This is a genomic window from Thalassospira sp. Z349TD_5 (genome assembly GCF_056173045.1).
The window spans coordinates 1,066,882-1,092,221 of sequence record NZ_CM149654.1 but is presented as its reverse complement, the minus strand read 5'-3'; the positions used below and the strand labels follow the sequence as shown (position 1 = coordinate 1,092,221).

23 protein-coding genes and 1 pseudogene are annotated in these 25,340 nt (G+C 54.0%); 12 read left to right on the top strand and 12 right to left on the bottom strand.

From position 1 onward, the window contains the following. Positions 1-10 precede the first annotated feature (10 nt). On the top strand, positions 11-898 hold the full coding sequence (locus AC0VXT_RS04865) for a hypothetical protein (RefSeq protein WP_475547719.1): 888 nt from the start codon (positions 11-13) through the stop codon (positions 896-898). Between the two features lie 142 nt (positions 899-1,040). Beyond that, positions 1,041-1,931, top strand: a complete 891-nt coding sequence (locus AC0VXT_RS04860) for a TIGR02285 family protein (protein WP_475547718.1) — start codon at positions 1,041-1,043, stop codon at positions 1,929-1,931. A 97-nt stretch (positions 1,932-2,028) separates the two neighbouring features. Here the strand turns inward: AC0VXT_RS04860 and pssA are convergent, their stop codons facing one another. The 4 genes from pssA to AC0VXT_RS04840 form a co-directional block, all read right to left on the bottom strand. Further along, positions 2,029-2,889: a CDP-diacylglycerol--serine O-phosphatidyltransferase gene (pssA, locus tag AC0VXT_RS04855; RefSeq protein WP_022731968.1), complete on the bottom strand. Its 861-nt coding sequence runs from the start codon at positions 2,887-2,889 to the stop codon at positions 2,029-2,031. Continuing rightward, positions 2,889-3,614: a phosphatidylserine decarboxylase gene (locus AC0VXT_RS04850; protein ID WP_475548563.1), complete on the bottom strand. Its 726-nt coding sequence runs from the start codon at positions 3,612-3,614 to the stop codon at positions 2,889-2,891. The genes pssA and AC0VXT_RS04850 overlap by 1 nt, the downstream gene beginning before the upstream one ends. Positions 3,615-3,764: 150 nt before the next feature. Further along, positions 3,765-4,937, bottom strand: coding sequence for an Ig-like domain-containing protein (locus AC0VXT_RS04845; RefSeq protein WP_475547717.1), 1,173 nt, complete (start codon positions 4,935-4,937; stop codon positions 3,765-3,767). 209 nt (positions 4,938-5,146) lie between these two features. Further along, entirely contained in the window at positions 5,147-6,139 is a 993-nt protein-coding gene (locus tag AC0VXT_RS04840) for a hypothetical protein (RefSeq protein WP_475547716.1), read from the bottom strand. Between the two features lie 402 nt (positions 6,140-6,541). On the opposite strand from AC0VXT_RS04840, the gene AC0VXT_RS04835 reads away from it, so the two are divergent. The 8 genes from AC0VXT_RS04835 (at position 6,542) to AC0VXT_RS04800 (ending at position 14,797) form a co-directional block, all read left to right on the top strand. Further along, on the top strand, positions 6,542-7,126 hold the full coding sequence (locus AC0VXT_RS04835) for an LOG family protein (protein WP_276650719.1): 585 nt from the start codon (positions 6,542-6,544) through the stop codon (positions 7,124-7,126). Positions 7,127-7,376: 250 nt separating this feature from the next. Further along, a complete protein-coding gene (locus tag AC0VXT_RS04830; RefSeq protein WP_475547715.1) occupies positions 7,377-8,381 on the top strand; it encodes an NAD(P)/FAD-dependent oxidoreductase in 1,005 nt (334 codons plus the stop codon). 254 nt (positions 8,382-8,635) lie between these two features. Then, positions 8,636-9,421: a DeoR/GlpR family DNA-binding transcription regulator gene (locus AC0VXT_RS04825; protein ID WP_475547714.1), complete on the top strand. Its 786-nt coding sequence runs from the start codon at positions 8,636-8,638 to the stop codon at positions 9,419-9,421. Further along, entirely contained in the window at positions 9,418-10,551 is a 1,134-nt protein-coding gene (locus tag AC0VXT_RS04820) for an ABC transporter ATP-binding protein (RefSeq protein ID WP_475547713.1), read from the top strand. The genes AC0VXT_RS04825 and AC0VXT_RS04820 overlap by 4 nt, the downstream gene beginning before the upstream one ends. 16 nt (positions 10,552-10,567) lie before the next feature. Continuing rightward, entirely contained in the window at positions 10,568-11,833 is a 1,266-nt protein-coding gene (locus AC0VXT_RS04815) for an ABC transporter substrate-binding protein (RefSeq protein ID WP_475547712.1), read from the top strand. Between the two features lie 80 nt (positions 11,834-11,913). Then, positions 11,914-12,807 carry a carbohydrate ABC transporter permease gene (locus AC0VXT_RS04810; protein ID WP_412776949.1) on the top strand — a complete coding sequence of 298 codons (894 nt, stop codon included), beginning with the start codon at positions 11,914-11,916 and terminating at the stop codon, positions 12,805-12,807. Next, positions 12,804-13,652: a carbohydrate ABC transporter permease gene (locus AC0VXT_RS04805; protein ID WP_475547711.1), complete on the top strand. Its 849-nt coding sequence runs from the start codon at positions 12,804-12,806 to the stop codon at positions 13,650-13,652. The genes AC0VXT_RS04810 and AC0VXT_RS04805 overlap by 4 nt, the downstream gene beginning before the upstream one ends. Positions 13,653-13,840: 188 nt before the next feature. Beyond that, entirely contained in the window at positions 13,841-14,797 is a 957-nt protein-coding gene (locus AC0VXT_RS04800) for an EamA family transporter (protein WP_475547710.1), read from the top strand. A gap of 338 nt (positions 14,798-15,135) precedes the next feature. Here the strand turns inward: AC0VXT_RS04800 and AC0VXT_RS04795 are convergent, their stop codons facing one another. Together AC0VXT_RS04795 and AC0VXT_RS04790 are read right to left on the bottom strand one after the other, a co-directional pair. Continuing rightward, on the bottom strand, positions 15,136-16,746 hold the full coding sequence (locus tag AC0VXT_RS04795) for a DHA2 family efflux MFS transporter permease subunit (RefSeq protein WP_475547709.1): 1,611 nt from the start codon (positions 16,744-16,746) through the stop codon (positions 15,136-15,138). Beyond that, positions 16,746-17,849: an HlyD family secretion protein gene (locus AC0VXT_RS04790; protein WP_475547708.1), complete on the bottom strand. Its 1,104-nt coding sequence runs from the start codon at positions 17,847-17,849 to the stop codon at positions 16,746-16,748. The genes AC0VXT_RS04795 and AC0VXT_RS04790 overlap by 1 nt, the downstream gene beginning before the upstream one ends. A 96-nt stretch (positions 17,850-17,945) precedes the next feature. On the opposite strand from AC0VXT_RS04790, the gene AC0VXT_RS04785 reads away from it, so the two are divergent. Continuing rightward, positions 17,946-18,599 (top strand): TetR/AcrR family transcriptional regulator, encoded by a 654-nt coding sequence (locus tag AC0VXT_RS04785; RefSeq protein WP_475547707.1) that lies wholly within the window; start codon positions 17,946-17,948, stop codon positions 18,597-18,599. Positions 18,600-18,679: 80 nt separating this feature from the next. On the opposite strand, the gene AC0VXT_RS04780 is transcribed toward AC0VXT_RS04785, so the two are convergent. Then, positions 18,680-18,847 (bottom strand): hypothetical protein, encoded by a 168-nt coding sequence (locus AC0VXT_RS04780; RefSeq protein ID WP_022731950.1) that lies wholly within the window; start codon positions 18,845-18,847, stop codon positions 18,680-18,682. A 75-nt stretch (positions 18,848-18,922) separates the two neighbouring features. Next, positions 18,923-19,683, bottom strand: a protein-coding gene (locus AC0VXT_RS04775; protein WP_475548551.1) for an IS5 family transposase whose coding sequence is annotated in 2 segments (ribosomal slippage) — positions 18,923-19,374 and positions 19,374-19,683 — 762 coding nt in all. Because the reading frame shifts where the segments join, the coding sequence is not laid out codon by codon here. A 491-nt stretch (positions 19,684-20,174) separates the two neighbouring features. Here AC0VXT_RS04775 and AC0VXT_RS04770 point away from each other — a divergent pair. After that, positions 20,175-21,339: pseudogene (locus tag AC0VXT_RS04770) on the top strand (NADP-dependent isocitrate dehydrogenase). A 99-nt stretch (positions 21,340-21,438) separates the two neighbouring features. Here the strand turns inward: AC0VXT_RS04770 and AC0VXT_RS04765 are convergent. The 4 genes from AC0VXT_RS04765 to glpQ form a co-directional block, all read right to left on the bottom strand. After that, the gene (locus tag AC0VXT_RS04765; RefSeq protein WP_475547706.1) at positions 21,439-22,119 is read right to left on the bottom strand and encodes a substrate-binding periplasmic protein; all 681 of its coding nucleotides are present in this window, start codon (positions 22,117-22,119) and stop codon (positions 21,439-21,441) included. 286 nt (positions 22,120-22,405) lie between these two features. Next, entirely contained in the window at positions 22,406-23,269 is an 864-nt protein-coding gene (locus tag AC0VXT_RS04760) for a pirin family protein (RefSeq protein ID WP_475547705.1), read from the bottom strand. 222 nt (positions 23,270-23,491) lie between these two features. Further along, positions 23,492-24,094, bottom strand: coding sequence for an NAD(P)H:quinone oxidoreductase (gene wrbA / locus AC0VXT_RS04755; protein WP_022731941.1), 603 nt, complete (start codon positions 24,092-24,094; stop codon positions 23,492-23,494). Positions 24,095-24,225: 131 nt separating this feature from the next. After that, positions 24,226-25,296, bottom strand: a complete 1,071-nt coding sequence (glpQ, locus tag AC0VXT_RS04750) for a glycerophosphodiester phosphodiesterase (protein WP_475547704.1) — start codon at positions 25,294-25,296, stop codon at positions 24,226-24,228. Positions 25,297-25,340: the final 44 nt, after the last annotated feature.

Sequence of the window (25,340 nt, the reverse complement as noted above, 5' to 3'; positions counted from 1 at the left end):
GGAAGATCGAATGAAAACAGCTGTTAAAAAGTGGCTGAGGTACACCACGTTTGCCGGTGCGTTTTTGATGTGTGCCTTTGCAAAACCAACAGTCACGTCGGCAAAGGAAATGCTGACATGGGCGGTTCCCCCGTTTGCACCGGCTTTCATCACTGACCAGTCAAACCTGACAGGCTATGCCGCCGATACCCAGAACTGGTTCGTGCAGCGTTTGACCGACTACGACCACACTGTCCTGCACATTCCTTTGTCACGCCTGCTTGCGGAAATGCGCAATACGGCCGATGGCATCCGGTGCAGCACCACCCTGATCCCGACCCCGGATCGGCGCGAATTCATCGTCTTTGCGAAAACGGTTCTTTTGCATCTGCCGATTTCGATTGTTATCCGCCAAGAAGATTTTGATCGATACAAACCGTTCATGAATGATCAGGGCCACATTCTTTTGTGGCAGTTGCTGTCGAACGTTGATTTTCAAGGTGCGGTGCGCCTTGAGCGCGCTTATGGCGGGCTGGTTGACAGCCATCTGGCGCGTTATCGCACCTCCGATCAGGTGATGGAAGTTGTCGATGACACCAAGCTTTTAAAGATGCTGGCGTTAAAACGGATCGACTGGAGCCTGTATTTCCCGTCCGAAGCAGAATATTATCGCCGCCAGTCAACCCCCGATCAGGCAATCATGGCGTTGCCGATTGCAGGCAACACCAACCTGCTTGAAGCAACGATTGGCTGTGCCAACACGCCAGCGGGGCGGACAGTGATTAAGCGGATCAATGCGATCATTGATGCCAACCCGACCATGCCCTGGACCGACTTTTACGCCGCATGGCTTAATACCAAGGACCGCGAATGGTTTGAGCAGGCCCGCCAGCAATTTATCAGTGCCAGCGTTTTCTGATCTTGGTCCAACTTCCCCTCAAGCTGGACCGTTCATCTGAGCAAGCATCTGATTAAAATCAGAAAAAATTTGCAAATTCCATCTGCAGTACACTTATTACTAAGGGTAGAATAGATTTTAATGAACAACCGGCTTGGTGTTGATGCTGTTATTTCGTTCCTGCCTTAAGCGCGCCCGGTGGATGGCGCTGGGATTGTTTGCCCCGGTATTCATCATCCCGGCGCATGCTCAGCCGGTGAATGAGATTGTCTGGACCCTGACACCATTGCCCCCGGCGATGGTTGAAAAAGACGGCAAGATTGTCGGTTATGGGGTCGATACGCTTGACTGGTTTATTGATCGTCTGCCGGCCTATCGCCACAAAAAGGAAATCGTGCCGCTTCCGCGCTTGATGCAGTCGCTTACCGAAGGCGGGACGCTTTGCAACATCGGTATGAACAAGACCCCGGAACGCGAACAGATCCTGATTTTTTCCGATGCCGTTTTACCCCATCTCCCCGTCAGTCTGGTGACACAGACCAAGAATGATGATCGCCTTACGCCGTATCTTGATGATGACGACCATGTTGATCTGGTGCGCCTGATCAAAAGTGGGAAACTCAATGGTGCCATTCGCGCCCAACGCTCCTATGGCGCGGTCGTTGACCCGATCCTTAAATCATTTTCGGGCAATCCGACCATGACCGTCATCGGAACGGATGAGCAGTTTCTCCCGATGATCACATTGGATCGCATTGACTGGACGCTCTATTTCCCGGCCGAGCTTGAATATCACCGGCGTCAAAAAACACCCGACACCCGCTTTACCACCTGGCCGATTGCAGGGAATGATCATGTCATTCCAGCATCGATTGCCTGTACTAAAACCCAGACCGGGCACGCGGTCGTCAATGACATCAATGCACTGGTTGTTGAAAACCCCGAAATGCCGTGGGTGACATTCTATACCGCGTCACTGTCGCAATCAGACCGCAAACGATATGCCCGTGAAGTCCGTTTCTGGCAAACGCACAAAGACGACATCACAGAGTAACCGTTGTCTTGCCGTGTCACACGCGGACATGACTTCAAACACAAAAAAGCCGGCACGTGATGCCGGCTTTTGCGCAACAGATCACAGCATTTTAAAATCAGTTCTGATGAACGCGGTTAAGCCCCTCTTCGGGGTCTTCGTCAGATTCCCCGTCATCGTCTTCTTCGTCTGCCTTGTCCATCTCGTGCTGATTTTCAACGCCCATACGGCGGTAGGACCGATAAGACAGTGGCATGCTGATCAAATAAATCGCCGCAATCGCCGAGAGTGTCAGCCACGGCGAGGACACCAGAAACGCCACCGACGCCCCGAATGCCAACATCAAGGGCAAGACCCATGCACGCGGGATTTTGACCTTTTTAAATGAATAGGTAGGCAGACGCGACACCATCAGACAGGCAATCAAAACACCATAGGGTGCAACGATATAGGGGCTGTCAAAAATGCCTTCGCCAAACTGCAGGGTCAGGACAATCGGCCACATTGCAAGGGCGGCCGCCGCCGGGGCCGGAACACCGGTAAAGAAGCGATAGGCCCATGTCGGCATTTCAGGTTCGCCCAGCATCTGGGTGTTAAACCGTGCCAGACGCAACGACATGCAGACCGCAAACAAAAGCGACAAGGCCCAACCGATGGGCCCCAATTCATGCAGCGACCAGAAATACAGCATCATCGCAGGTGCGACGCCAAAGCAGACAAAGTCCGAAAGACTGTCCAGTTCGGCGCCAAAGCGGCTTGAGGCGTTCAGCATACGGGCCAGACGGCCATCAAGACCATCAATGATCCCGGCAATCAGAATGGCGGCAACCGCGGCTTCCCAGCGATCCTGCATGGCAAAGCGGATCGACGTCAGGCCCGTACACATCCCCATCAGGGTTGCGACATTGGGCACAAGGCGGGTCAAGGACAGGGCCTTGAACCTGCGCGGACGGTTAATTGGTCGGATGCCGCCAGCCATTAACGGATCTCCCCGATGGCGGCTTCCTTATCCTTGGCCGACACATCGGCAAGGATGGTTTCACCGGCAATCGTGGTCTGACCGACAATCACGTTCGGCGAAACACCTTCGGGCAGATACACATCAACGCGCGAACCAAACCGGATCAGGCCGAAACGTTCACCGGCCTTAAGCTGCGATCCGGTGCCAACGTCACACAGGATGCGACGCGCAACCAGACCGGCGATCTGAACAACACCAAACTCGCGGCCTTCCTTGTCACGGACAAGCAGGATCTGACGTTCGTTGTTGTCTGATGCCTTATCAAGTTCAGCATTCACAAACTTGCCGGGCACATAGGCCTCGCCCACCACTTCGCCATTGATCGGGCAGCGGTTGACGTGAACATTGAACACATTCATGAAGATCGAAACGCGCGTGCGCGGCGTTTTATCGTCAAGTTCAAGTTCCTTGGGCAAAGGCGCCTGCGAAATCATGCATACGCGGCCATCTGCCGGGGAAATGACAAGGTTTTCGTCGGTCGGGGTAATACGATCCGGGTCGCGGAAGAAATACGCGCACCACAGCGTCAGGATCACACCGGCCCACCCCAGTGGTTCGGCGATCAAAAACAGGATCACAGTGATCGCCGCGAAGATCGCAACGAATTTCCAGCCTTCTGGATTGATCGGCACAAGAACGGATTTCAAAGTCTTAATTCCCTGGTTGCCATGGGTTGGGCACATCAAATTGGTACGATTGGTACCGTTCGGGCGCGTTCTTAGCATCTAGTGATGATACAGGGCAACGCAACCCGGACAAAACTGTTCTTCTTTTCAAAAAGAAAAGGGCAAAACACACTTATCATGTGTTTTGCCCCTCGCAAAGAACAGCTGTTACTCCGCTGCATTTTCCGTGGTCGGCAGGGCAAAAATCTGCCCCGGGTAAATCAGGTCAGGATCGCGGATCTGTTTGCGATTCTGCGCATAGATAATCCAGTATTTCAGCCCTTCGCCATAGGTGCTGCGCGCAATCCGCCACAGGCTGTTGCCCGGCTGAACCACATAACGCGACCCCGGCTCAAGAATTTCTTCCGGGCGGGCCCGTTCAAACGGAATTTCAACACGTGCGGTCACCTTGCCCGCCGGATCAAGCTGATCGGCACGCATGGTATAATTGCCCGGTTCAATCGGCTCGCCAATGGTTAGCGCCCAATTGCCGTTTTCATCGGCCGGTGCGGTCCCGACAAGCTTGTTATCAAGATATACCTGAACGTCATGGTCCATGTCGGCATTGCCCGACATGGCAACGCGGCCTTCGGTGTCATAATCAACAACCCCAATCGACAGGCGCGGCATTTTTTCAGCCGCGTCTTTGCTGTCTTGTTTGGGTTCGGCGGCTTTTTCGGCTGCCGGTCCCTGCATCACGGTGACAGCACCGCCTTCATTCGGGACTTTCAGGGCAATGATCGGCTGATCTTTTTTATCTGCACTGGTATCGGCAGCGTCGCCGGTATCTTTAGTGTCGCTGCTATCCGCGGTCGTCATGTCAGCGTCGGGCGCCGGTGCATCCGTCGGTTCAGCAGCCTCAGTTTTCTTTGGCGCTTCATCCGGGATCAGGACAACGATCTTGTCGTCGGCCTTGCTAACGGTTCCGGTGTCGTCTTCGGCTTCAAGTGAAAGTTCACGGTCACCGCTTGTCAGCGGCTTACCCGGCAAAACAACCCATTCGCCGCGTTCATCGGCCGTTGCTTCGCCAATGACTTCTTCGCCTTCGCGGATGCGGACTTTGCTGTTGGGTTCCGCACGACCGGCAATCACCGCATTCCCATCCGGGCCAATGCGCACGACATCAAAACTTGGATTTTTGATTTTCGGCGCAACAGGGTCCGATCCGTCAGATGGCTCTGCCGGGGGCGTCGGTTCTTCGGTGCTTGAAACCGTTGGCGGTGCTTGCTCTGCGGTCGTCGCCAGATCTTCGTCAGCGGTTTGTGTCAACATGTAGTTGAGCACAATCGCGGCCAGGATCAGTACAACGCCGATAATGACGAGGATATAGGGTCGTTTCACCGGAAATATCCTTGAACGATGTTTATGTTATTTACGGACGCGACCAATGCTTTGAATTTGCTTGTCATATTCCCCCCAAACAACCGCCTTGGACGCGTGAAGTAGAAACTTGTACTACGTTCGTCTCTCGGTTTCCATACCGTAACGAACTTACGATATCTTACAACCGTTAGGTAAAGATGAATAGAATCAGTCTGTTTGCTGTTTTCCTAATACGCACTGACGCGCATCATCGCCCCAACATAGGCCACCAGTGCCGCCATCACCAAGGGCAACCCCAAAACCCCGATGCGGATCACCGCACCAAGCAGTGCTGTTTGTGCCGGGTTATCTTGTGGTAAAATGACCGAAATCCGGGCCGCCGCCGGACCGGCAGAGACCACCAGCAACAAGACAGCCACCGCAAAGCACGACGCGGGCATCAAGATCATAACGCCGGTCGCACTGGCCATCAGCGCACATACCACCGCCAGCCAAACTGCCGCGCGATATTGTGGTGCAGCCTTTTCGGATACCAACGCCACCAACAAGGCCACGGTCAATGCGGCCTGAAAGACAACAAAATCGTTTAAGCCAAACTGGTCGGCAATGATCCCCTGCCCCAGTGACAGGGTCATCAATACCGCAACCGGTCCCGGTGTTGCAAAACCAGCAACATCATCGTCACTGAAAGAAGACGCTGTTTTGCCAGCCTTGACCGTTTTGGTCGATTTGGTGGAACGGGTCTTGGTTTTCTTTCCTTTCGGGGCATCGGCGATTTCGTCTTGTGAAAAGTCGGGCCGCGTTACCCACAGGAAACATCCACCGACAGTCACATAGGCAAGCCACGCCAGAACCTTGATCGATGTCGGGTGATAGGCAAGCCCGCTTATTGGGGCGGCCAACACCATCCACGCGCCAAGCAGCAGTAAAACCGCCGCGACACCCAGACAAATACGTTCGGAAATCTTTGAAAAATCAAGGATCGCACCGCAAACCCCGCCCAGAACCAGCATCAGCAAGGCCGCACCAATCCCCCCGCGTGCGGTTTCAGGCAGCCCGATGGCCGCAGGGACCGCCACCGCAACAGCGGGAACAACCGCGCCCAGCACTATACGCCGCGCAATCGCACGGTCCAGACCAAGCCATAAGGCCAGCATCAATACAGCGGCAATGACGGCTGACACCAAAATGGCCAGCCAAAAAGGATTGTTGACAAACACGTTGGGCGATCCTGCCTTCTTTTCGTTTGATATTATGTGATGCGAGAAGGAGCTCGCACGGAACTACCCTTCCCACAATCAGGTTCAGAACTTGTTAACCATCGCGCGAAACTTTGCCGATTAATCTGACAGTACGGCCGAAATTCCGATGTGCGCGTTTCAGGTCTCCTATCGTGCAGGCAAAAGCAACCAAATTGCGGCAGTCGCGCGTCATTTAGGGTCAGAACCCAGATTTAATATACTGCAGCACGGAAAATCTTGGCCCTGCCTGCCTGTCATCGGCTATGGTCACCAATGTACGCACGAAGTTACGTCGCGTACAGCCCCCGTACGGGGCGGATACCCGGCACATCCCGGTGCCGTCCCGCTACCTGCGAAACAAGAAACAAAAGGCAGGTCGCCATGACAAATGTAAAATCAATCTGTGTCTTCTGCGGTGCTTCGGACGGCAAAGACCCCCGCCATATGGAAAACGCCATAGCGTTTGGCAAGATGATGGCCGAACGCGGCATCACGCTTGTGTATGGTGGTGGGCGCATTGGCCTAATGGGGGCCGTTGCCGACGCTGTTATGAAAAATGGCGGCAAGGTTGTCGGGATCATCCCGGCACATCTTGATGACATCGAAGTCGGGCATACCGGGCTTTCGGAATTGATTGTGTGCAAATCCATGCATGAACGCAAAGTCGAGATGTTCAAGCGCTCGGACGCGTTTGTCACCCTTGCCGGTGGGTTGGGCAGCCTTGACGAAGCGTTTGAAGCCATGACGCTGCGCCAGCTTGGCATTCATGACACCCCAATGGTGTTTTTCAACGCGCTTGGGTATTGGGACAAGTGCCTTGCGATGATTGACGGCATCATTGCCGATGGCTTTGCACGTGAAAGCCACAAAAACCTGTTTACGGTGGCCGATACGCTCGACGAAATCTTTGAGCAACTTGCCGCCGAACCGGCCCCGAAATTTGATCCGCGCGAAAAGCTGTTCTGATTTTCGACGTTCCGCACCGCTAAATCAAGCATGACATCCCAACGTTGCAAGGCCTTTTAAGGCCATAACGACGCCGACAAACCGCCCTGTCACAAGGGCGGTTTTCTTTTGTCTCCTCCTGTCTGGCCCATTTTCCCGCCTTTCTGTAACAATAAAAGTTACAAGATAATTGACATCAATCCATCATGATACTTATAAAGTTACATGAATAGTGCCATCGCATGTCATTCCAACAGGCAGGACCCCAACCATGACTGACCACATCGCCGCCACCACAGATGCTACCAATGCAAATGCCAACGCGTTACCCGATACCCCGCCCTTTGATGTTGCCATCATCGGCGGTAGTTTTGCCGGACTTTCAGCCGCACTGCAGCTTGCCCGTGCGCGGCGCAAGATTTGCGTGATTGATGCGGGCCAACCGCGCAATCGGTTTGCTGCGACCTCACACGGTTTCTTTGGTCTGGATGGTAAAAGCCCGATGGAGATTCGCGATATCGCCATGTCGCAACTTCGGGTCTATCCAACCGTGACCGTCCGCGACGGGTGGGTAAGTCATGCCAGCCCCAGTGCCAAATCCAGTGCCCGGTCCACCGCCGGAACGGATGACGGGGATATGCGGTTTGACATCACAATCAACGACCGCGACGTCATCACCGCACGGCGCATCCTTCTGGCAACCGGTGTCCGCGATATCCTGCCCGATATTCCCGGCATGACGGACCGTTGGGGCACCACGGTTTTACATTGTCCCTATTGCCATGGCTATGAAGTGCGCGATGAGCAGATCGGTGTTATCGCCACCATGTCCCATTCAAGCCATCAGGCGATGATGCTGCCCGACTGGGGGCCGACCACCTATTTCACCCAAGGCATCCATCTTCCTGATGCCGAGACACAGGCCGCAATGATCCAGCGCGGTATTGTGGTTGAAAACAGTCCGGTGATTGAACTTCTGGGCACCGCCCCGTCCCTTGATGCGGTGCGTTTGGTCGATGGCCGTATTTTGCCAATGACGGCGATCTTTACCGGGCCGAAAGTCACCATGCCGTCACCGGTTGCAGAAATGCTGGGCTGTGCCTTTGACGACGGGCCCCAAGGCCCGTTCATTGACGTTGACAGTACGCAGGAAACCAGCGTTCCGGGCATCTTCGCCGCCGGGGATGCTGCCACCGCGCGCCATAATGCGACACTGGCCTCAGCAGCAGGTGTCATGGCCGGGGTCGGAGTACATCAATCACTGATTTTTGGCTGATCCCCAACACCCGATAAATGACCACCGAAATACTGCCGCCCCACGCCTTGGGGCGGCATTTTTTGTCACGAAACAGCCCTTTTGGGCGGTGTTTGCAGCCGTATTCGGAGAAACACCCACCGCCAAACCGAGGTTTTCTGCGACTTTTACCGCCCGGACCAACATTCATCTGAATGTCATGCTTCTGAAATCTTAGTGACAACGAAGCCGCGTATGATCGTTTTCATGTTCAAAACAACAAATTGAACGATCAAATGAATATATCAACGCGACAGCGTGACATTATCGACATCCTGCGGCGCGATGGATTTGCCTCCATCGATGCGCTGGCCGATCATTTTGATGTAACGCCGCAAACCGTGCGACGCGACGTTAATATCCTTAATGATTCCAACCTTGTCCGGCGGCGTCACGGCGGGGTGGAATATGCCGGGGAACCGGGCATGAACCTGTCGTATGAAAGTCGTCAGGTCACCAATATTGCGCCAAAGCACGCCATATCCCTTCATGTTGCCAACCTGATCCCCGATGGGGCGTCGATCCTGATCGGGATTGGCAGCACGCTGGAACTTGTCGCGTTGAATTTGGTCAATCACCGCCATTTGACGGTGATCACCAACAACATGAATGCCGCCATGGCGCTGGGCAACAATACCGGTAACCGGATTGTTGTCCCCGGCGGGACGCTGCGTCTGCCAGACCGCGACATCATCAGCCCCGAAGCCGAAGCAATGTTTCACAACTACAAGGTTGATTACGGCCTGTTTGGCGTTGGCGGGATCGAACCCGATGGCACCCTGACCGATTTTGACCATCGCGAAGTGTCCTTGCGCCAAGCCATTGCGGAGAATTGCCGCAATTCCATTCTGGTTGCCGATCAATCGAAATTTGGCCGCCCGGCCCCGGCCAAGGGCGGGCATATCACCGACCCGGATGTTGTGGTTGTTGACCGCATTCCCGGCGGATCTTTTAATCCCTTGTTTGAACGCCAGGACGTCAGTGCGCGCCTTCAACTTGCAAAAAGCGAAGTTCTGAAATGACGGCCCAATCCCCCTTTATCGAGATCCATTCCGTATCGCGCGTTTTTAACGGCGGCAACGGGGTTCATGATCTTTCCATTGATATTCCACGCGGCAGTTTTGTCGTCCTGCTGGGCCCGTCGGGATGTGGCAAGTCAACCACCCTGCGTCTGATTGCCGGGCTTGAAACCGCCGATCAGGGTTTGATCCGGATTGATGGCAAGGATGTCACCAATACCCCGCCGTCCAAGCGCGGATTATCCATGGTGTTTCAATCCTATGCGCTGTTTCCGCACCTAAGCGTTGCCGAAAACATCATCTTTGGCCTGAAGGTACGTAAAACCGACAAGGGGGAAATCAAGACCCGCCTTGCCGAGGCCCTGAGTGTGACCGGCCTTGACGGATGTGAAGACCGTAAACCGTCGGAGCTGTCGGGTGGGCAGCGTCAGCGTGTTGCCCTTGCGCGCGCCATTGTCGCAGGCCATCCGCTGTGTCTGATGGATGAGCCACTTTCCAACCTTGATGCCAAATTGCGCCATGCCGTGCGCAAGGACATCCGCGATTTGCAACAGCGTCTTGGCATCACGGTGGTCTATGTCACCCATGATCAAACCGAAGCCATGAGCATGGCCGACATCGTTATCCTGATGAAGGATGGCCGTATTGAGCAGGCAGGCGACCCGGCAGAACTTTATTTGCAGCCCGCAACCGCCTTTGCCGCCGGATTTGTCGGCAGCCCGCCGATGGCACTTTTGCCTGCCACGGCGTTGCCAAATGACGTTTTGCCAAATGGCTTTCCCCCCAAGGACCTGACGTTTGGTATCCGCCCCGAGGACCTCAAACTTTCAACCGATCCGGCGAGTGAGGCATGGGGCATTGCCGCCACCGTCACGGGCAGTGAATTTTTGGGTGCGGAAACATTTGTTTATGTCGCGATCGCCGGAACGGATGGGGCGACAGCCCGCCTTCCGGGACGCGTTCACATTTCGCCCGGGACGGAAGTCTCGCTCAGTTGGGCTGGCGTTGCGGCCCACTGGTTTGATCGCGAAACCGGTCTTCGTCACGCACCGGCGACGACCGATATAGCAGCCAACGCACCATCACAGACGACAGAATTTCAAACTTCACCTTCGACAATTTCGACACTCTAACAGGGAAGATATCTTCATGCGTAACATCGTAACCCGTGCTGCTTTTGCCGCCGGATTGATGGCAACGGCGGCGACACCTGCCTTTGCTGCGACTGAGCTCACCATGTATTATCCCATCGCCGTTGGCGGCCCGTTGACCGATGTGATTGACGGCATGATTGACGGTTTTGAGGCCGAACACCCGGACGTCAAGGTCAATGCCATCTATGCTGGCAACTATGATGACACCCGCCTGCGTGCCGTGTCCGCGATCAAAAGTGGCGATCCGGCACAGCTTTCGGTCATGTTTTCCATCGACGTTTATGACCTGATCGAGCAGGACCTGATTGTTCCGTTTGACGATGTTGTCAAAACCGCCGAAGACAAAGAATGGCTGAACGGCTTTTACCCGGCCCTGATGGCCAATGGCAAAGTCGATGACAAAACCTGGGGCATCCCGTTCCAGCGTTCGACCATTGTCATGTACTACAACAAGGACATGTTCCGCGAAGCTGGCCTTGATCCGGAAAGCCCGCCGCAAACCTGGGAAGAGCTGGTTGCCGACGGCAAGGCGCTTGCCAAAGACGGCAAATGGGGCCTGATGGTGCCATCGACCGGCTATCCTTACTGGATGTTCCAGTGCTTTGCCGTTCAGAATGGCAAAGAGCTTATGAGCAACGATGGCACGGAAACCTATTTCAATGATCCGGCCGTGGTTGAGGCGCTTGAATTCTGGCGCGGACTTGCGACGGATGAAAAAATCATGCCCGAAGGCACGATTGAATGGGGCACGCTGCGTCAGGCCTTTGTTCAGGGTCAGACCGCAATGATGTGGCATTCGACCGGCAATCTTTCGGCGGTTAAGCGCGAAGCCAAATTTGATTTCGGTGTTGCGATGTTGCCAAAACACAAACAATCGGGTTCGCCGACCGGTGGCGGTAACTTCTATCTGTTCAAAAACTCAACCGACGCACAGAAAGAAGCATCGCTTGAACTGATCAAATATATGACCGCACCGGAACGGGCGGCTGAATGGTCGATTGCAACCGGCTATGTCGGTGTGACGCCAGAAGCATACGAAACCGATGCGCTTAAATCCTATGCGGCTGATTTCCCGCAGGCACTGGTGGCCCGTGATCAGCTTGAAGTCGCCATTCCGGAATTCTCCACCTATGACACTGCACGTGTCCGCGATGGTCTGAACAACGCCATTCAGGCGGCTTTGACCGGTGAAAAATCACCGAAAGAAGCCCTTGAAGGCGCACAGGCCGAAGCAAACCGTCTTCTTCGGGCATTCCACTAAGACTGCCCGTCTGCACGCCGAAGCGGGCCCCCAATGCCCGCTTCGGCACCTTTTTTCTTTAGGCTCAGGACGTGCCGACGATGAACGAAATGGCCCAACTTCAAAAACGCCGTCTGGCGCTTTATGGCTGGATGCTCGCCGCCCCGGCCTTGGCATTAATGAGCCTGTTTGCCTTTTACCCGGCCATTGCGACCCTGTGGCACAGCCTGTTTTCGCGCGGCACCACGCGCCGTCCGTCGGTGTTTGCCGGGCTTGATAATTATGGCGATCTGTTTGCCGATCCGACCTTTTGGACGGTGGCGTCTAACAATCTGATTTATGCGGGCATCACCATTCCGGTGTCGATTTTCTTTGCGCTGGCGATGGCGCTTTGGGCCAATGCACATATTCCCGCACGCAGTTTTGTGCGCAGTGCCTATTTCACGCCGACCATTTTACCGATGATTGCCGCGGCCAATTTGTGGCTGTTTTTCTATACGCCCGATCTGGGGGTGATTGACCAGATTACCGGCTTTTTCGGCGCGGAACCGACCAACTGGCTGGGTCAGCCTGAAACCGCACTGGCGTCGATCATTATCGTGACGATCTGGAAAGAATCCGGGTTTTTCATGATCTTTTATCTCGCCGCCCTTCAGACCATCCCGCCGGATTTGCGCGAAGCCGCCCGTATTGAAGGGGCTGGTCGGTGGACCTACACCCGGCGGATTTTACTGCCGCTTTTGATGCCAACCACGATCTTTGTTTTTGTCAATGCGATGATCAATTCGGTCAAGCTGATCGACCATTTGTTCATTCTGACCAAGGGCGGGCCGAACAATGCGTCGAAGCTGATCCTGTACTGGATTTGGGAAATGGCCTTTGCCTATTTCGACAGCCCGCACGCAGCAGCCATGACCATCCTTGTCCTTCTGACCCTTGGCATTGTTGCCGTCATTCAGTTCCGGCTGGTGGAAAAACGGACCCATTACCGATGAACACACTTGTTACATCAATATTATCCAAACGCCGCCTGCCCGACCTTGATAAGGCTTTTGATGCCGTTGGGGCGTGGGTTTTGGCCATTGTCTGGATTTCGCCGTTGCTGTTTGCCACATGGGCGGCACTGCAGCCATCGGGCACCGCCCTTGGCATGGATTTTTCAAACCCGCTGACGTTTGAGAATTTTGTCTATGTCTGGAACGCGGTGCCGTGGGTTGGCTATTTCACCAATACCGTTGTGCTGGTGACACTTATTCTGGCGGGTCAGCTTGTGCTCTGTACGCTGGCCGGGTTTGCCTTTGCCCGGTTTGAGTTCAAGGGCCGCGATACGGTTTTTATCCTTGTGTTGCTGCAACTGTTCATTCTGCCCGAAGTGCTGATTGTCGAAAACTACGCCATTGTTTCAAAACTTGGCCTGTTTGACACCGCCCTTGGTATTGGCCTTCCTTATATGGCAAGTGCGTTTGGTATTTTCCTGCTGCGCCAAGCATTCAAGTCCGTTCCGATTGAGCTTGAAGAAGCCGCGCGGATTGAGGGATGCAGCTGGATGGGGGTTTTGTGGAAGGTCTATGTTCCTGCTGCCAAGCCGGTCTATCTGGCCTATGCGCTGGTGTCGGTTGCCACCCACTGGAACAACTTCCTGTGGCCGTTGATTGTTACCAACTCGCCCGATACCCGCCCCCTGACGGTTGGTTTATCCTTATTCGGCGCGCCGGAAACCGGGGTGGATATTTCGGTGATCAGTGCGGCGACCCTCATGACCATCTTGCCATTGCTTGTCGCCTTCCTGATTTTCCAGCGCCAATTCATTCAGGCGTTTTTACGCGCAGGTATTCGGTAAGCCGCAATACATTCACCGAAAATCTGCATCCTTCAACACACCCCACCGCGAGAACACCCTTGCGGCGGGGTTTGGTTTTCATGAATTAATTTCAGATGTTTACCTTAAAAATCTGGTCGTCATTTTCACGTAACCGGTGCAGAATACCCGATCAATCATAACTTTTATGAATTTATCATATACCTGTATTGGTCCTGCTTTTTACCACCACCCTGTTTTGGGCGATGTTGCTGGTATGCAACCGAATTGCGCTGACCAGCTTTGACATTGATCCCTATGCCATGACCTGCTGGCAGTTGGTGTTTGGCGGGATTGCACTTGTGCTTATGGCGCCGGGCAGGCGCATTCCGTGGCGGCAATTTACCCTGCCGATCAATTGGGCCTATGGTATTTTGCGGGTGATGACCGGGGTGACATGGACCGCGGCACTTGTCTATATCAGCGCCCCCCAAAGCGGTATTTTATCACAAACCGGCATGCCACTGGCGGCCCTTGCCGCGACCTTTATTCTGGGCAGACCACCCGGTCGGTCTGAATGGCTGGGTCATGCCGCCTTGATTGCCGGGGCGGTCTGGCTGGCGTGGCATCTGCCCGGTGGCTTTGCCAATCCTGCCGTGCTGCTGATGCTGGCATCCGAGGTCATGGCCATTTCATCATCGGTTCTGGCGGAAAAACATCCCGATAATCAGATCAAGGACGCCTGGGCGCATCTGCGCTTTACCGGAGTGTTGTTGCTGATTACAGCATCGATCTTTTTGGCGGTCCCGCCGCTGGTTGACCTGATCAGTCCGGTGCCGATCCCCTATATCTCGACTGCGGGTCTTTTTGGCACCGAAACGCTGATAGCCGGGCTTTTGATTGGTGTTCTGTTTCGCGGGCCCGCCATGGTGTTATCGCTGCGATCGATCAAAACTGCCGGGATTGAAAAATACATCCTGTTGACATCGGTCCTGCCCTTTATCCTGCTGGGGCTTGAGATGATCGCAGCGCGTCTTGGCCTGACCCCGACGCCCGCACATGACAGTGTGTTCTGGATCTCTTCCCTTCTGGTGATGATCGGGATAGTCCAGATTACCGTTTCAAAACAACGTCATTCGGCAAAACTTCGAACCCTTGCCACAGAACCAATACGGATCGAAACCTGATCACCACACACATCGATCAACCGATGTCACCGATGCAAGCGATCCCAGACAAGGTGCGATTCCCTTTCCCCGGGGGAGAAGCATTTCAACCGTCCCCCAATCATGTGGTTGGAATGTCATCAATCCTTGTCATTTTCCGGCAACCTTCCTGCCGGAAACCAGAAACGCCCGGGATTTCCCCCGGGCGTTTCGTTTTTTCCATTTCACAATAAAAATGCCGGCCCCCGGGGGACGGGGACCGGCCAAGCCGCACTCAAGCTTGCGCTTGCGGGGTCGGGGGAACTGTGTGCGGCCTGTTTCGTCGCCCACGCCTGTCGGCTTGGGCTATTCTGGATGCGTTAGTGACCACCTCCGCCTGCCGGTGCCTGCCCTGCGGGACGTGCAAGCGGCAAAAGCAAGAACGCGATAAAGAATGTCGCGGCCATGGCCAGATAAACATCGTTAAACGAAATCATCGATGCTTCGCGCGTGACAAGATTGACGATGAATTTCATCGCCGCCGCATGCGGGTCGGCAATGCCCATGTCCGAATAACGCGCCATGATGGTGGCAAGATATTGCTTGAACGCGGTGCTGGTCGGGTTGATGTGCTCGGCCAGATGCGAAAAGTGATAATCAATCCGCTTATCGAGCAACGTATTGATCCCCGCCATGCCAATCGCCCCGCCAAGGTTGCGCATCAGGTTATAAAGCCCGCTGGCGTTTTTGATCTTTTCGGGCGGTAAAGTACCAAGTGCCAGATTGGTCACCGGCAACATGCAGAACATCAAGGCTGCCCCACGCACGATTTGCGGGAAGATCAATTCGTTAAACGACACTTCGCTGGTGTTAAAGCCATGCATCGCAAGACCAATCGCAAACATGATCAACCCAATGCCCAGCACGACACGCGGCGGGTATTTCGCCGTCATCTTCCCGGCAATTGGAGCACACAAAAATTGCGATATCCCCGTGACCGCCATGACAATGCCAATCTCAAGACTGTCATAGCCGCGAATACGGCCCAGCATCAGCGGCATGATGTAGACACTGCCATACAGCCCGATGCCAAGGGTGAAGCTGAACACGCAGCCCATGGTGAAATTGCGATCCGCAAAGGATTTCAGATCAACAATCGGCTTGTCATATCGAAACATCCGCCAGAAGAAATAGATCCCGGCAATCACACAGACAATGGTCCCGTAAACGATTGCAGTTTCATCAAACCAGTCGTCTTTCGGCCCCTCGTCTAGCACATATTCCAGACTGCCCAGAAACACCGCCATGGCGATCAGCCCCTTAAGGTCAAATCCCTTAAGCAGGGATCTGTCGCCCTTATCAATCCGAAGGGTCATGCCAACCACGGTGGCAATCAAAATCCCCGGAATAACGTTGATCAGAAACAGCCAGTGCCACGACAGCGACTGGGTCAGGAACCCGCCCAGCGTCGGACCAACCGTTGGGGCCATGGTGGCAATCAGGCCAATCATCACCGAGGCGGTGTTGCGTTTTTCCGGTGGGAAAATGATATAGGTCGTCGCAAAGACAGTCGGGATCATCGCCCCGCCGAGGAACCCCTGCAGCGCGCGACACCAGATCATGCTTTCAATTGACCACGCAAAGGCCGAGGCAATCGACATCACCGTAAAACCAATTGCGGAAATCACAAACAGCCAGCGGGTCGACATCAGACGCGACAGGAACCCCGAAAGCGGGATCATCACGACCTCGGCAATCAGATAACTTGTCTGTACCCAGCCAATTTCATCGGGGCTTGCCGATAGGCCTGCCTGAATGTTTTCAAGCGAGCTTGCGACGATCTGAATATCAAGGATCGCCAGAAACATACCGACAACCATCGCCACCCAGCCAATGAACTGGATACGATCAACCTGTCCGCTTTGCACGGGCATTTCCCCTTGCGCGGATGAGGCGGATGTATCAGGTGAACTGGCGGCGGTGTTGCTCATTAGTTAAGCTCCGAAACTTCCGTACTGGCAATCACACCGGGCACAAGTCCGGATCCAGCAATATGCTGCGTCCCGTCGGCATCGCGGGTATCGACATCGACCACCACCGAAAGACCGGGCCGCAGGGCCGTTGCCCATTTGCTGTTATCAAGTGCGATGCGGATCGGGACACGCTGGGTAATCTTGGTGAAGTTTCCGGTCGCGTTTTCAGGCGGCAACAGGCTGAATTGAGCCCCCGTGGCGGGTGCGAAACTTTCGACATGGCCGGTGATATCGGCATTGGGAAAGGCATCAACCTCCACCCGGACCTTTTGGCCACGTGCCATATGACCGATCTGGGTTTCCTTGAAGTTGGCCACGACGTAAACGCCCGGTAACGGGACAAGAACCAGCAATTGTTCACCGGGCTGAACCAGTGCGCCGGTCTGAACCGACCGGTTGCCAACCACACCGTCAAACGGTGCATAAATCTTGGTGTCGTCGAGTGCTTGCATGGCAAGGTCACGTGCAGATTCTGCCTGACCGACGGCACGTTCGGCTTCGATTTTTTGGGCCTGCAAAACGCCAAGGCGGCCTTTTTCAACCGCCATGGTCGCATTGGCAACAGCAACTTGCGCCTGTGCTTTCTGGCGGTCGGCTTTGGCATAGTCAAATTTCTGGCGGCTGGCAGCCCCCTTTTTGACCAGATCGTCATAGCGCTGGAAATCTTCGGTCGTACGATCAAGTTCGACCTTGGCGATGCGCACATTGGCGTCGGCCTGCGTGATCGCGGCTTCCTGAAGCACGATCTGCTGATCCATCGTGTTCACCGCTGCACGGCGTGCTTCGAGGGCCGCATCGGTCTGGGCCAGTTCAAGACGGTAATCTTCGTCCTTGATCGACAGCAACAGATCGCCCTTGCGTACCGACTGATTTTCATCAACCCGCAATTGACCAACATAGCCAGAGACTTTGGGCGAAATGGCAACCTCGTCGGCCTGCAAATAGGCATTGTCAGTATTTTCAAAATACTGACCCTCGGTCACCCAGTAGAACCCGTAATATCCGCCGCCACCGATAACCGCCGCTGCGATCAGGGGCAGGATGATTTTCTTCACACTCATGACTGTCTTAATTCCTTTTGGTATTGCTTAGTACCATTTCCACCTTTATGGTACCAATCAGTACCAAACGTCAAGTGCAGAATTGGAACAGATCATTTGCCCGACGCAAAAAAATCCGAAACTCGGAAAATAGACCCCAGAACGCTCAAACGCCGCGACGTCATGATCGACGCGGCAAGAGAACTGTTTTGTGAGCATGGTCTTACGGGCACGACACTTGAAATGATCACCGCAGAAGCAGGTGGATCGCGCCGGACAATTTATGAGTTGTTTGGCAATAAGGACGGGGTTTTTGAGGCCGTTATCCGTGATTGCACGGGGCGGGTAACGTCCGTCATGGCGGGGCTTGAGTTGACCGACCTGCCGTTGCGCGCGGCCCTTATTCACTACGGTGAAACCTTAATGACGCTTCTGACAATGCCCGATACCATCCGGTATATGCGGCTGTTTCTGGGCGAAGTTCCCCGTTTTCCGAAGCTTGGAAAAGTGTTCTATGAAAGCGGATTGATGACCGGGCGCAAGTTCATTGCATCCTATTTCGAACGCCAAATGGCCGAAGGAAACTTTCCCAAGGCCGACCCAAAACAGGCTGCGGTGTTTTTCTCAAGCCTGGTCAAAGCCGATTACGACATTCGCCAGATGTCCTATATCGACTGGGAACCCCAGGCCAAGGATTTGCACAGCCACGTGATTGCGGCAGTGGACATGTTCCTGCGCGGATACGGGATTGATCCGCAACAAACCAGCTAACACCAACCGCGCCAAAGTGCTGCAAACCCAAAGTACTGCAAACATAGCCCCCCGACCCCGTTTACAGATAACTGACCGCGTTACGCAAACAGGGTCAGCAAGCGCCATGCAATGGGGGCCAGCATCGTCACCAGACCGCCCCACATCATGGCAAGGCCCCAGCCCCGGTCACGGTTGTTAAACCCCACCGCCAAAAATCCAAAGCCGACTACACACAGGACGAGGATGATATTGTTTTCGGTTGCCATGTTTCTGACAGTCCCCATTTTAAAATGATTGCACACTCACCGGAGTCTTCATCCTTTTAGCGCAACAGCCCTAGGTCATGTTGACAAACTTCTGAGCCACAAGCGAACCGAACTTATGTGAATGAAGCCGAGATAGCTTTCTGCGGTTTTATCGTACCGGGTTGCCAAGCGTCGTGAGCATTTGAGCTTATTGAAGCAACGCTCAACGCGATTTCGCAAAGCATAGGTTATAGCATCGACCTCGATTGGCACTTTTCGATTGGTTTTACCTGGAATAACAGGGATGCCGCCCCGCAGATCGATCACGTTACGAATATGGTCGCTGTCATAGCCTCTATCAGCCAGAAAAACCTTGGCTTTCGGCAGGTCAGTATCCACTAGAATATCGAAGCCCTTGAAATCAGAAACTTCTCCGCCGGTTATTTCCGCCCTGACAGGCAGTCCGTGAGCGTTGGCAATGAGGTGGATCTTGGTCGTAAAGCCACCTTTTGAGCGGCCAAAACCTTCTTTTTGAGTCCCCCTTTTGCGCCTGCGGCCAAGTGATGAGCCCGGATCACAGTGCTATCGATCATTTGAACCTGATCTGGCATGGAGCCACTTTCATTAAGCGCTTCAAGCATCAACTCCCAAAGTCCCGCCAACGTCCACCTTCTGAATTGACGATAGACACTGGACCATTTGCCGAATTCTTCGGGCAGATCCCGCCACGGCGAACCAGTTCGCGCAATCCAGAAGATGGCGTCCAGAACGCGGCGATGATCTAAAGCTCGACGGCCACCACGCCCACGTATCGCCAAGAGAAAAGGCTCAAAAAACGCCCATTCCGCTTCTTCCATCAACAATCGCGCCAAGGAAACCTCCGTAAAAGTTACCTTGAATCACATTACAGATCTTTAGGGAATCCAGTTTGTCAACATTACCTAGTTTAGAACTGTTTGGAATGTGTTTTCTTTGATCCGTGTCAGACGGCTTTGATTTTTTGACACAGTGGCGTCCTGTTTTAAATTTCGCGCTGCTTTGCGCTAAACAACGGGGAAATTTGCCTTTTCCCGGTCGAAACCGGGGGCCGAGATGCGTTCAAACCGCACAGAATCCTCGGTTTTCGCCTGTGACGACGATGATGTTGCGTCGCCCTCTTTGATTTTCTGATGGCTTCCTGTATGTTCGGGCTCCCGACGCGGCCAGGGCGCTCCCTCGCGCGCCGGAAGACAAAGATTTAACCATCTTGAATGGCAGCCGCGCTGTATTCCGGCAGCGGCCAGCAAGGGAGTATTCTATGAGCAAGATTTAAGTTAAGAATCCAGTCGTCGAGCTTGACGGCGATGAAATGACCCGCATCATCTGGGACTTCATCAAAAACAAGCTGATCCTGCCGTATCTCGACATTGACCTGAAATATTACGATCTTTCGGTTCAGAAACGTGACGAGACCGACGATCAGATCACCATTGATGCGGCAAACGCCATCAAGGAACACCGCGTTGGTGTTAAATGCGCGACCATCACCCCGGACGAAGAACGTGTTACGGAATTCGGCCTGAAAAAGATGTGGAAGTCACCAAACGGCACCATCCGTAACATCATCGGTGGTACCGTTTTCCGTCAGCCGATCATTTGCTCGAACGTGCCGCGTCTGGTTCCGGGTTGGACCCAGCCAATCGTTATTGGCCGTCATGCATTTGGCGATCAGTACCGTGCGACCGACTTTAAAGTTCCGGGCGCAGGTAAACTGACGATTAAATTCCAGCCGGCAGACGGCGGTGAAGCCATCGAACACGAAGTGTTTGACTTCCCGTCTTCGGGCGTTGCGATGTCGATGTATAACCTTGATGACAGCATCAAGGGCTTTGCCCGTGCCAGCCTGAACTATGGTCTTAACCTTGGCTGGCCGGTTTACCTGTTCGACCAAGAACACCATCATGAAAGCCTATGATGGCCGTTTCAAAGACCTGTTCGAAGAAGTTTATCAGACTGAATTTGCCGATAAATTCAAAGCTGCTGGCATCACCTATGAACACCGTCTGATCGATGACATGGTTGCTTGCGCCATGAAATGGAATGGTGGTTTTGTCTGGGCTTGTAAGAACTATGACGGCGACGTTCAGTCTGACACCGTGGCACAGGGCTTTGGCTCGCTCGGTCTGATGACATCTGTTCTGATGACCCCGGATGGGCAGACCGTCGAAGCAGAAGCCGCCCACGGCACTGTGACCCGTCACTATCGTCAGCACCAGCAGGGCAAAGAAACCTCGACCAACCCGATTGCGTCGATCTTTGCTTGGTCGCAAGGCCTGAAATACCGTGGTGAATTCGACAGCACGCCAGAAGTCGTCAAATTTGCTGAAACCCTTGAAAAAGTTTGCGTTGACACCGTCGAAGCCGGCTTCATGACCAAGGATTTGGCACTTCTGATCGGCCCGAACCAGAAATGGCTGACCACCACCCAGTTCCTCGACAAACTGGACGAAGGTCTCAAAGCTGCAATGGGCTGATTGCCCTAAGCTTTGCGCCAATCAAGAAACCCCGCCGGTACATCCGGCGGGGTTTTGTTTTTTATGCAGCATGCTCCAAAGACAGGACCTTAATGACAGCTAATACCGTGCTTGAGACAGGATTTTTTCAAGCTCACCACTCTCACGCAACGTGGCAAGACCGGCGTTGAAATCCTTGATGATTCTTTGTGCCGATGGGTGATTGACGCCGACAACGAAATAAAGCGGCATGTTTGACAGGCTCTGCCCGATATGGTCGAACTCATCGGGCGAAAAGCCTGCTTCTGCCATGGCATTGAGGGCCTCCGGCACCGGAGACACGACACTGTTGACGCGGCCTGCGGCCAGCAGTTTAAAACAGGTTTTCATATCTGGCGGCGACACGCGTTTCGCCTGTCCCGATGCCAATAGTTTTCCGGTATGGCCAAGTTCCCCATGCCCCAATGGCAGGCAAAGCGACTTTCCCAGAAGATCTATATTGTCATCATAGTTTTCGTGTTGTGTGGCAAACCAGCCATAGGCCGACAGGTTGGTAATCGGTTCGGAAAACAGCACCAGTTTTTTGCGCGATGGCGTCTGGGCATAGGGGAACGTGCCATCCACCCGTCCCTCAACGGTCATCTCAAACCCTTTGAGCCATGACCGCCAGATCACCGAAACATTTTGATAGCCCATGACATCGAAACTTCGGCGGACAACTTCGGTAACAATACCGCCCCCATCATATGCCCGGTCGGCAAAAGGCGGGAAAGCATCCCCCGTAACCAAACGCATTTCCATACGCAGGTCATGTGCATATGCGGGCACATTTACAGGCATCACTGCCGTAAAGCTTGCCAATATCACGGCAGCATAAAAGATGCGTCGCACTGCAAATATCATCGCGCAGTATTCACCGTCTGTTTCGTACATCCTATAGGTTAGAAAAACTCACCCGCTTTTCAAGGTTACAATTGCACCAAAACGGGCTTTAAACCTTTGAGATACAAAAAGCCCCGGCCAGAACAGATGACTGAACAAACCGGGGCTTTTGCATTACAACATGACGCGGTAGTAACGTAAAACTTTACGATGCCGCCTTGCGGACAAAGTTTCCGTTCTGGAAATCGTCAAACGCCTGCATCAGGTCTTTCTTGCTGCTCATGACAAACGGGCCATAGCGCACGACCTCTTCACGCAACGGGCGCGCGGCAATCACCAGCATTCGGCCGCCATCTTCACCACCCGTAAGTGTCACACCCTCCCCATTGGCCAGAACAGCCAGATGATGGGTCGGGACATCTTTCTGCGCAACCACGGCATCGCCGATAAAAACATAGACCACGGCGGCATGCCCCTTGGGCAACGGGATGGTGACCTCGGCCCCCGCATCAAGTTTGACATCAACAAAAACAGGGGTCGTCGAAATGCCATTGATCGGGCCGGCTTTGTCAAACATTTCACCCGCCAGCAAACGCAGGTTCACCCCCTTGGCCGGTGAGAATTCCTGTACTTCGTTTGGCTCAAGGTTCTGATAGCGCGGATCAATCATTTTGTCCTTTGCAGGCAAATTGATCCAAAGCTGGAATCCCTGCAACAGGCCGCCTTCCTGTTCAGGTTTTTCCGAATGGACGATCCCGCTTCCAGCCGTCATCCACTGTGCACCGCCAGAACGCAAAACGCCTTCATTGCCCATGCTGTCCTGATGGCGCATCGCCCCTTCGACCATATAGGTCACGGTCTCAAAACCGCGATGGGGATGCTCGGGAAAGCCTGCGATATATTCGTCGGCATTATCGGTCGAAATCGAGTCCAGCATCAGAAACGGATCAAGCATATCAAGCTGAGGTGTGCCGATGGACCGTTTAAGCGACACACCCGCACCATCGGATGTATCCATCGCCCGTAAAACCTTGGCGACATTGCGCAGATTGGAAACAGCGTCGGACATGGGTGACCTCCTGTATTTTGATGCGCCCGCAAAACCGGGCAAATGTCAGACCCCACTTTCGCACAAAACTGTCGCCAAACAAGGTTCAATCAGGCATCTGATTGTTTCCCTGTGACCAACAAACACGTCTGAAGATCGCCTTTGGGCCCAAGCCCATATCAAAGGCAGCCCCGGTTTCCCAAGGCTGCCTTTGGTGGTTTACGTGATTGCGACTGATCGTGATCAGCCCGCCAGTTTTGCGGCCAGTTCGGCAACGTGGTTGCCCTGGAACTTGGCGATATCGAGTTCGTTTTGCGACGGTTGGCGTGAACCATCCGCACCCGCAAGCGTACCCGCACCATAAGGCGACCCACCGGTAATTTCATCCATATTGGTCAGGCCCGCACAGCTATAAGGCACACCAACAATCACCATTCCCTGATGCAGAAGCGTCGTGTGGGTCGAGGTGATGGTGGTTTCGTGACCACCGTGCTGGGTTCCTGTGGATGTAAACACAGAACCAATTTTACCAATCAGTTTGCCCTTGGCCCAAAGACCACCGGTCTGATCAAGGAAGGTGCGCATCTGCCCGGGCATATTGCCAAAGCGGGTCGGCACGCCAAAGATGATCGCATCATATTCAGGCAATTCGTCAACCGTGGCGACCGGGGCTGCCTGATCAAGTTTGGCACCCGCACCCTTTGCCACGTCTTCGGGCATGGTTTCAGGCACACGTTTAACATCGACATGGGTTCCAGCCACACCGCGCGCGCCGTCGGCCACGGCATTCGCCATGGTTTCGATATGTCCGTACATCGAATAATAAAGCACGAGAACTTTAGCCATTATCGCCTCCTTGGTTGAATTTTATCGCCTGCAATAGTGCCGTTGCAGGCACGCATTGGGAACGTGAAAGTTAGAAACAGTCTGGTGCGCAGAACGCAACAGACTGCACACTGTTTCAGTTTATCAGCACGTCAGGATGCGGGATGTTCGGCCAGATATTGCACGACCTGATCAGGGAAATCGGTGAAGATGCCATCAATCCCGGCATCATCAAAAATCGCGTCGAGCGCAATATCCATATCCCCCGCCCATTTGGGCAATTGATCGGCACGCAGGGTATAAGGATGGATCATCAGTTGCGCACGCTGGGCGGCAATCAGGGTTGGCGTCATGATGGCCTTACCATCCGCACTTAGTCCTTCAATAACCTGGGGCAACCATGGACCGATCCCATCGACCACACCTGCCATCTCGACGATACCATCGTCGGATTTCAAATAGTCGTAATCGGTACCTTTGGGCGCGCCCCACATGTTCTCGCCAATCAGCTGAACCAGTTTACCCTGATAGCGAAGCTCATTACGGATGCGCTTGGTTTCCGCCCAGTCAAAGGACTGCACAAAGGAATTTGACGAAGGATTGTTATATCCCCATTTTTCCAGCACCGTGATCACGGTCTTGGCGATGTCCTTGCCTTCGGCATGATGGAATGCCGGATCCTTGATTTCCGGGTAAATTCCGACTTCGCGTTTGTTGGATTTATTCAGCCCCTGGATCATCATGATTTCTTCATCAAGGGTCGGGATTTTAAACATCCCGAATTCCTTGGGGAAACGTCCGCCAAAAACCTGCTCGCCGGTATCGGCTTTGAACCGTTCAGTGACATTCAGGGTCTTAAGTTCAGCAAGCGTGAAATCAATCGCGTAATACCGCCCGTCTTCGCGTTTGCGATCGGGGAATTTGGCTGCGACATCGGTGGTGGTATCAATGTGAATATCATGCAGGATGACCGGCACACCGTCCTTTGACAGCACCACGTCTTGTTCGATGTAATCAGCCCCCATGCCATAGGCCAGTGCCACGGCGGGCAAGGTATGCTCAGGCAAATAACCCGATGCCCCGCGATGGGCAATCACCATTCTTTCCTGGGTAATATCCTGTGCCGCGGCAGGTGTGACACCCAGTCCCGGCGCCATCAGAAAGCCACCAACCGACAGGCCGACACTCAAGAGCGCCGTGCGGATCATTTTTTGTACCAGCATCCCAAATTCCTTAAATTCCATGTGCCACCGCCCTTTTTCAGGCT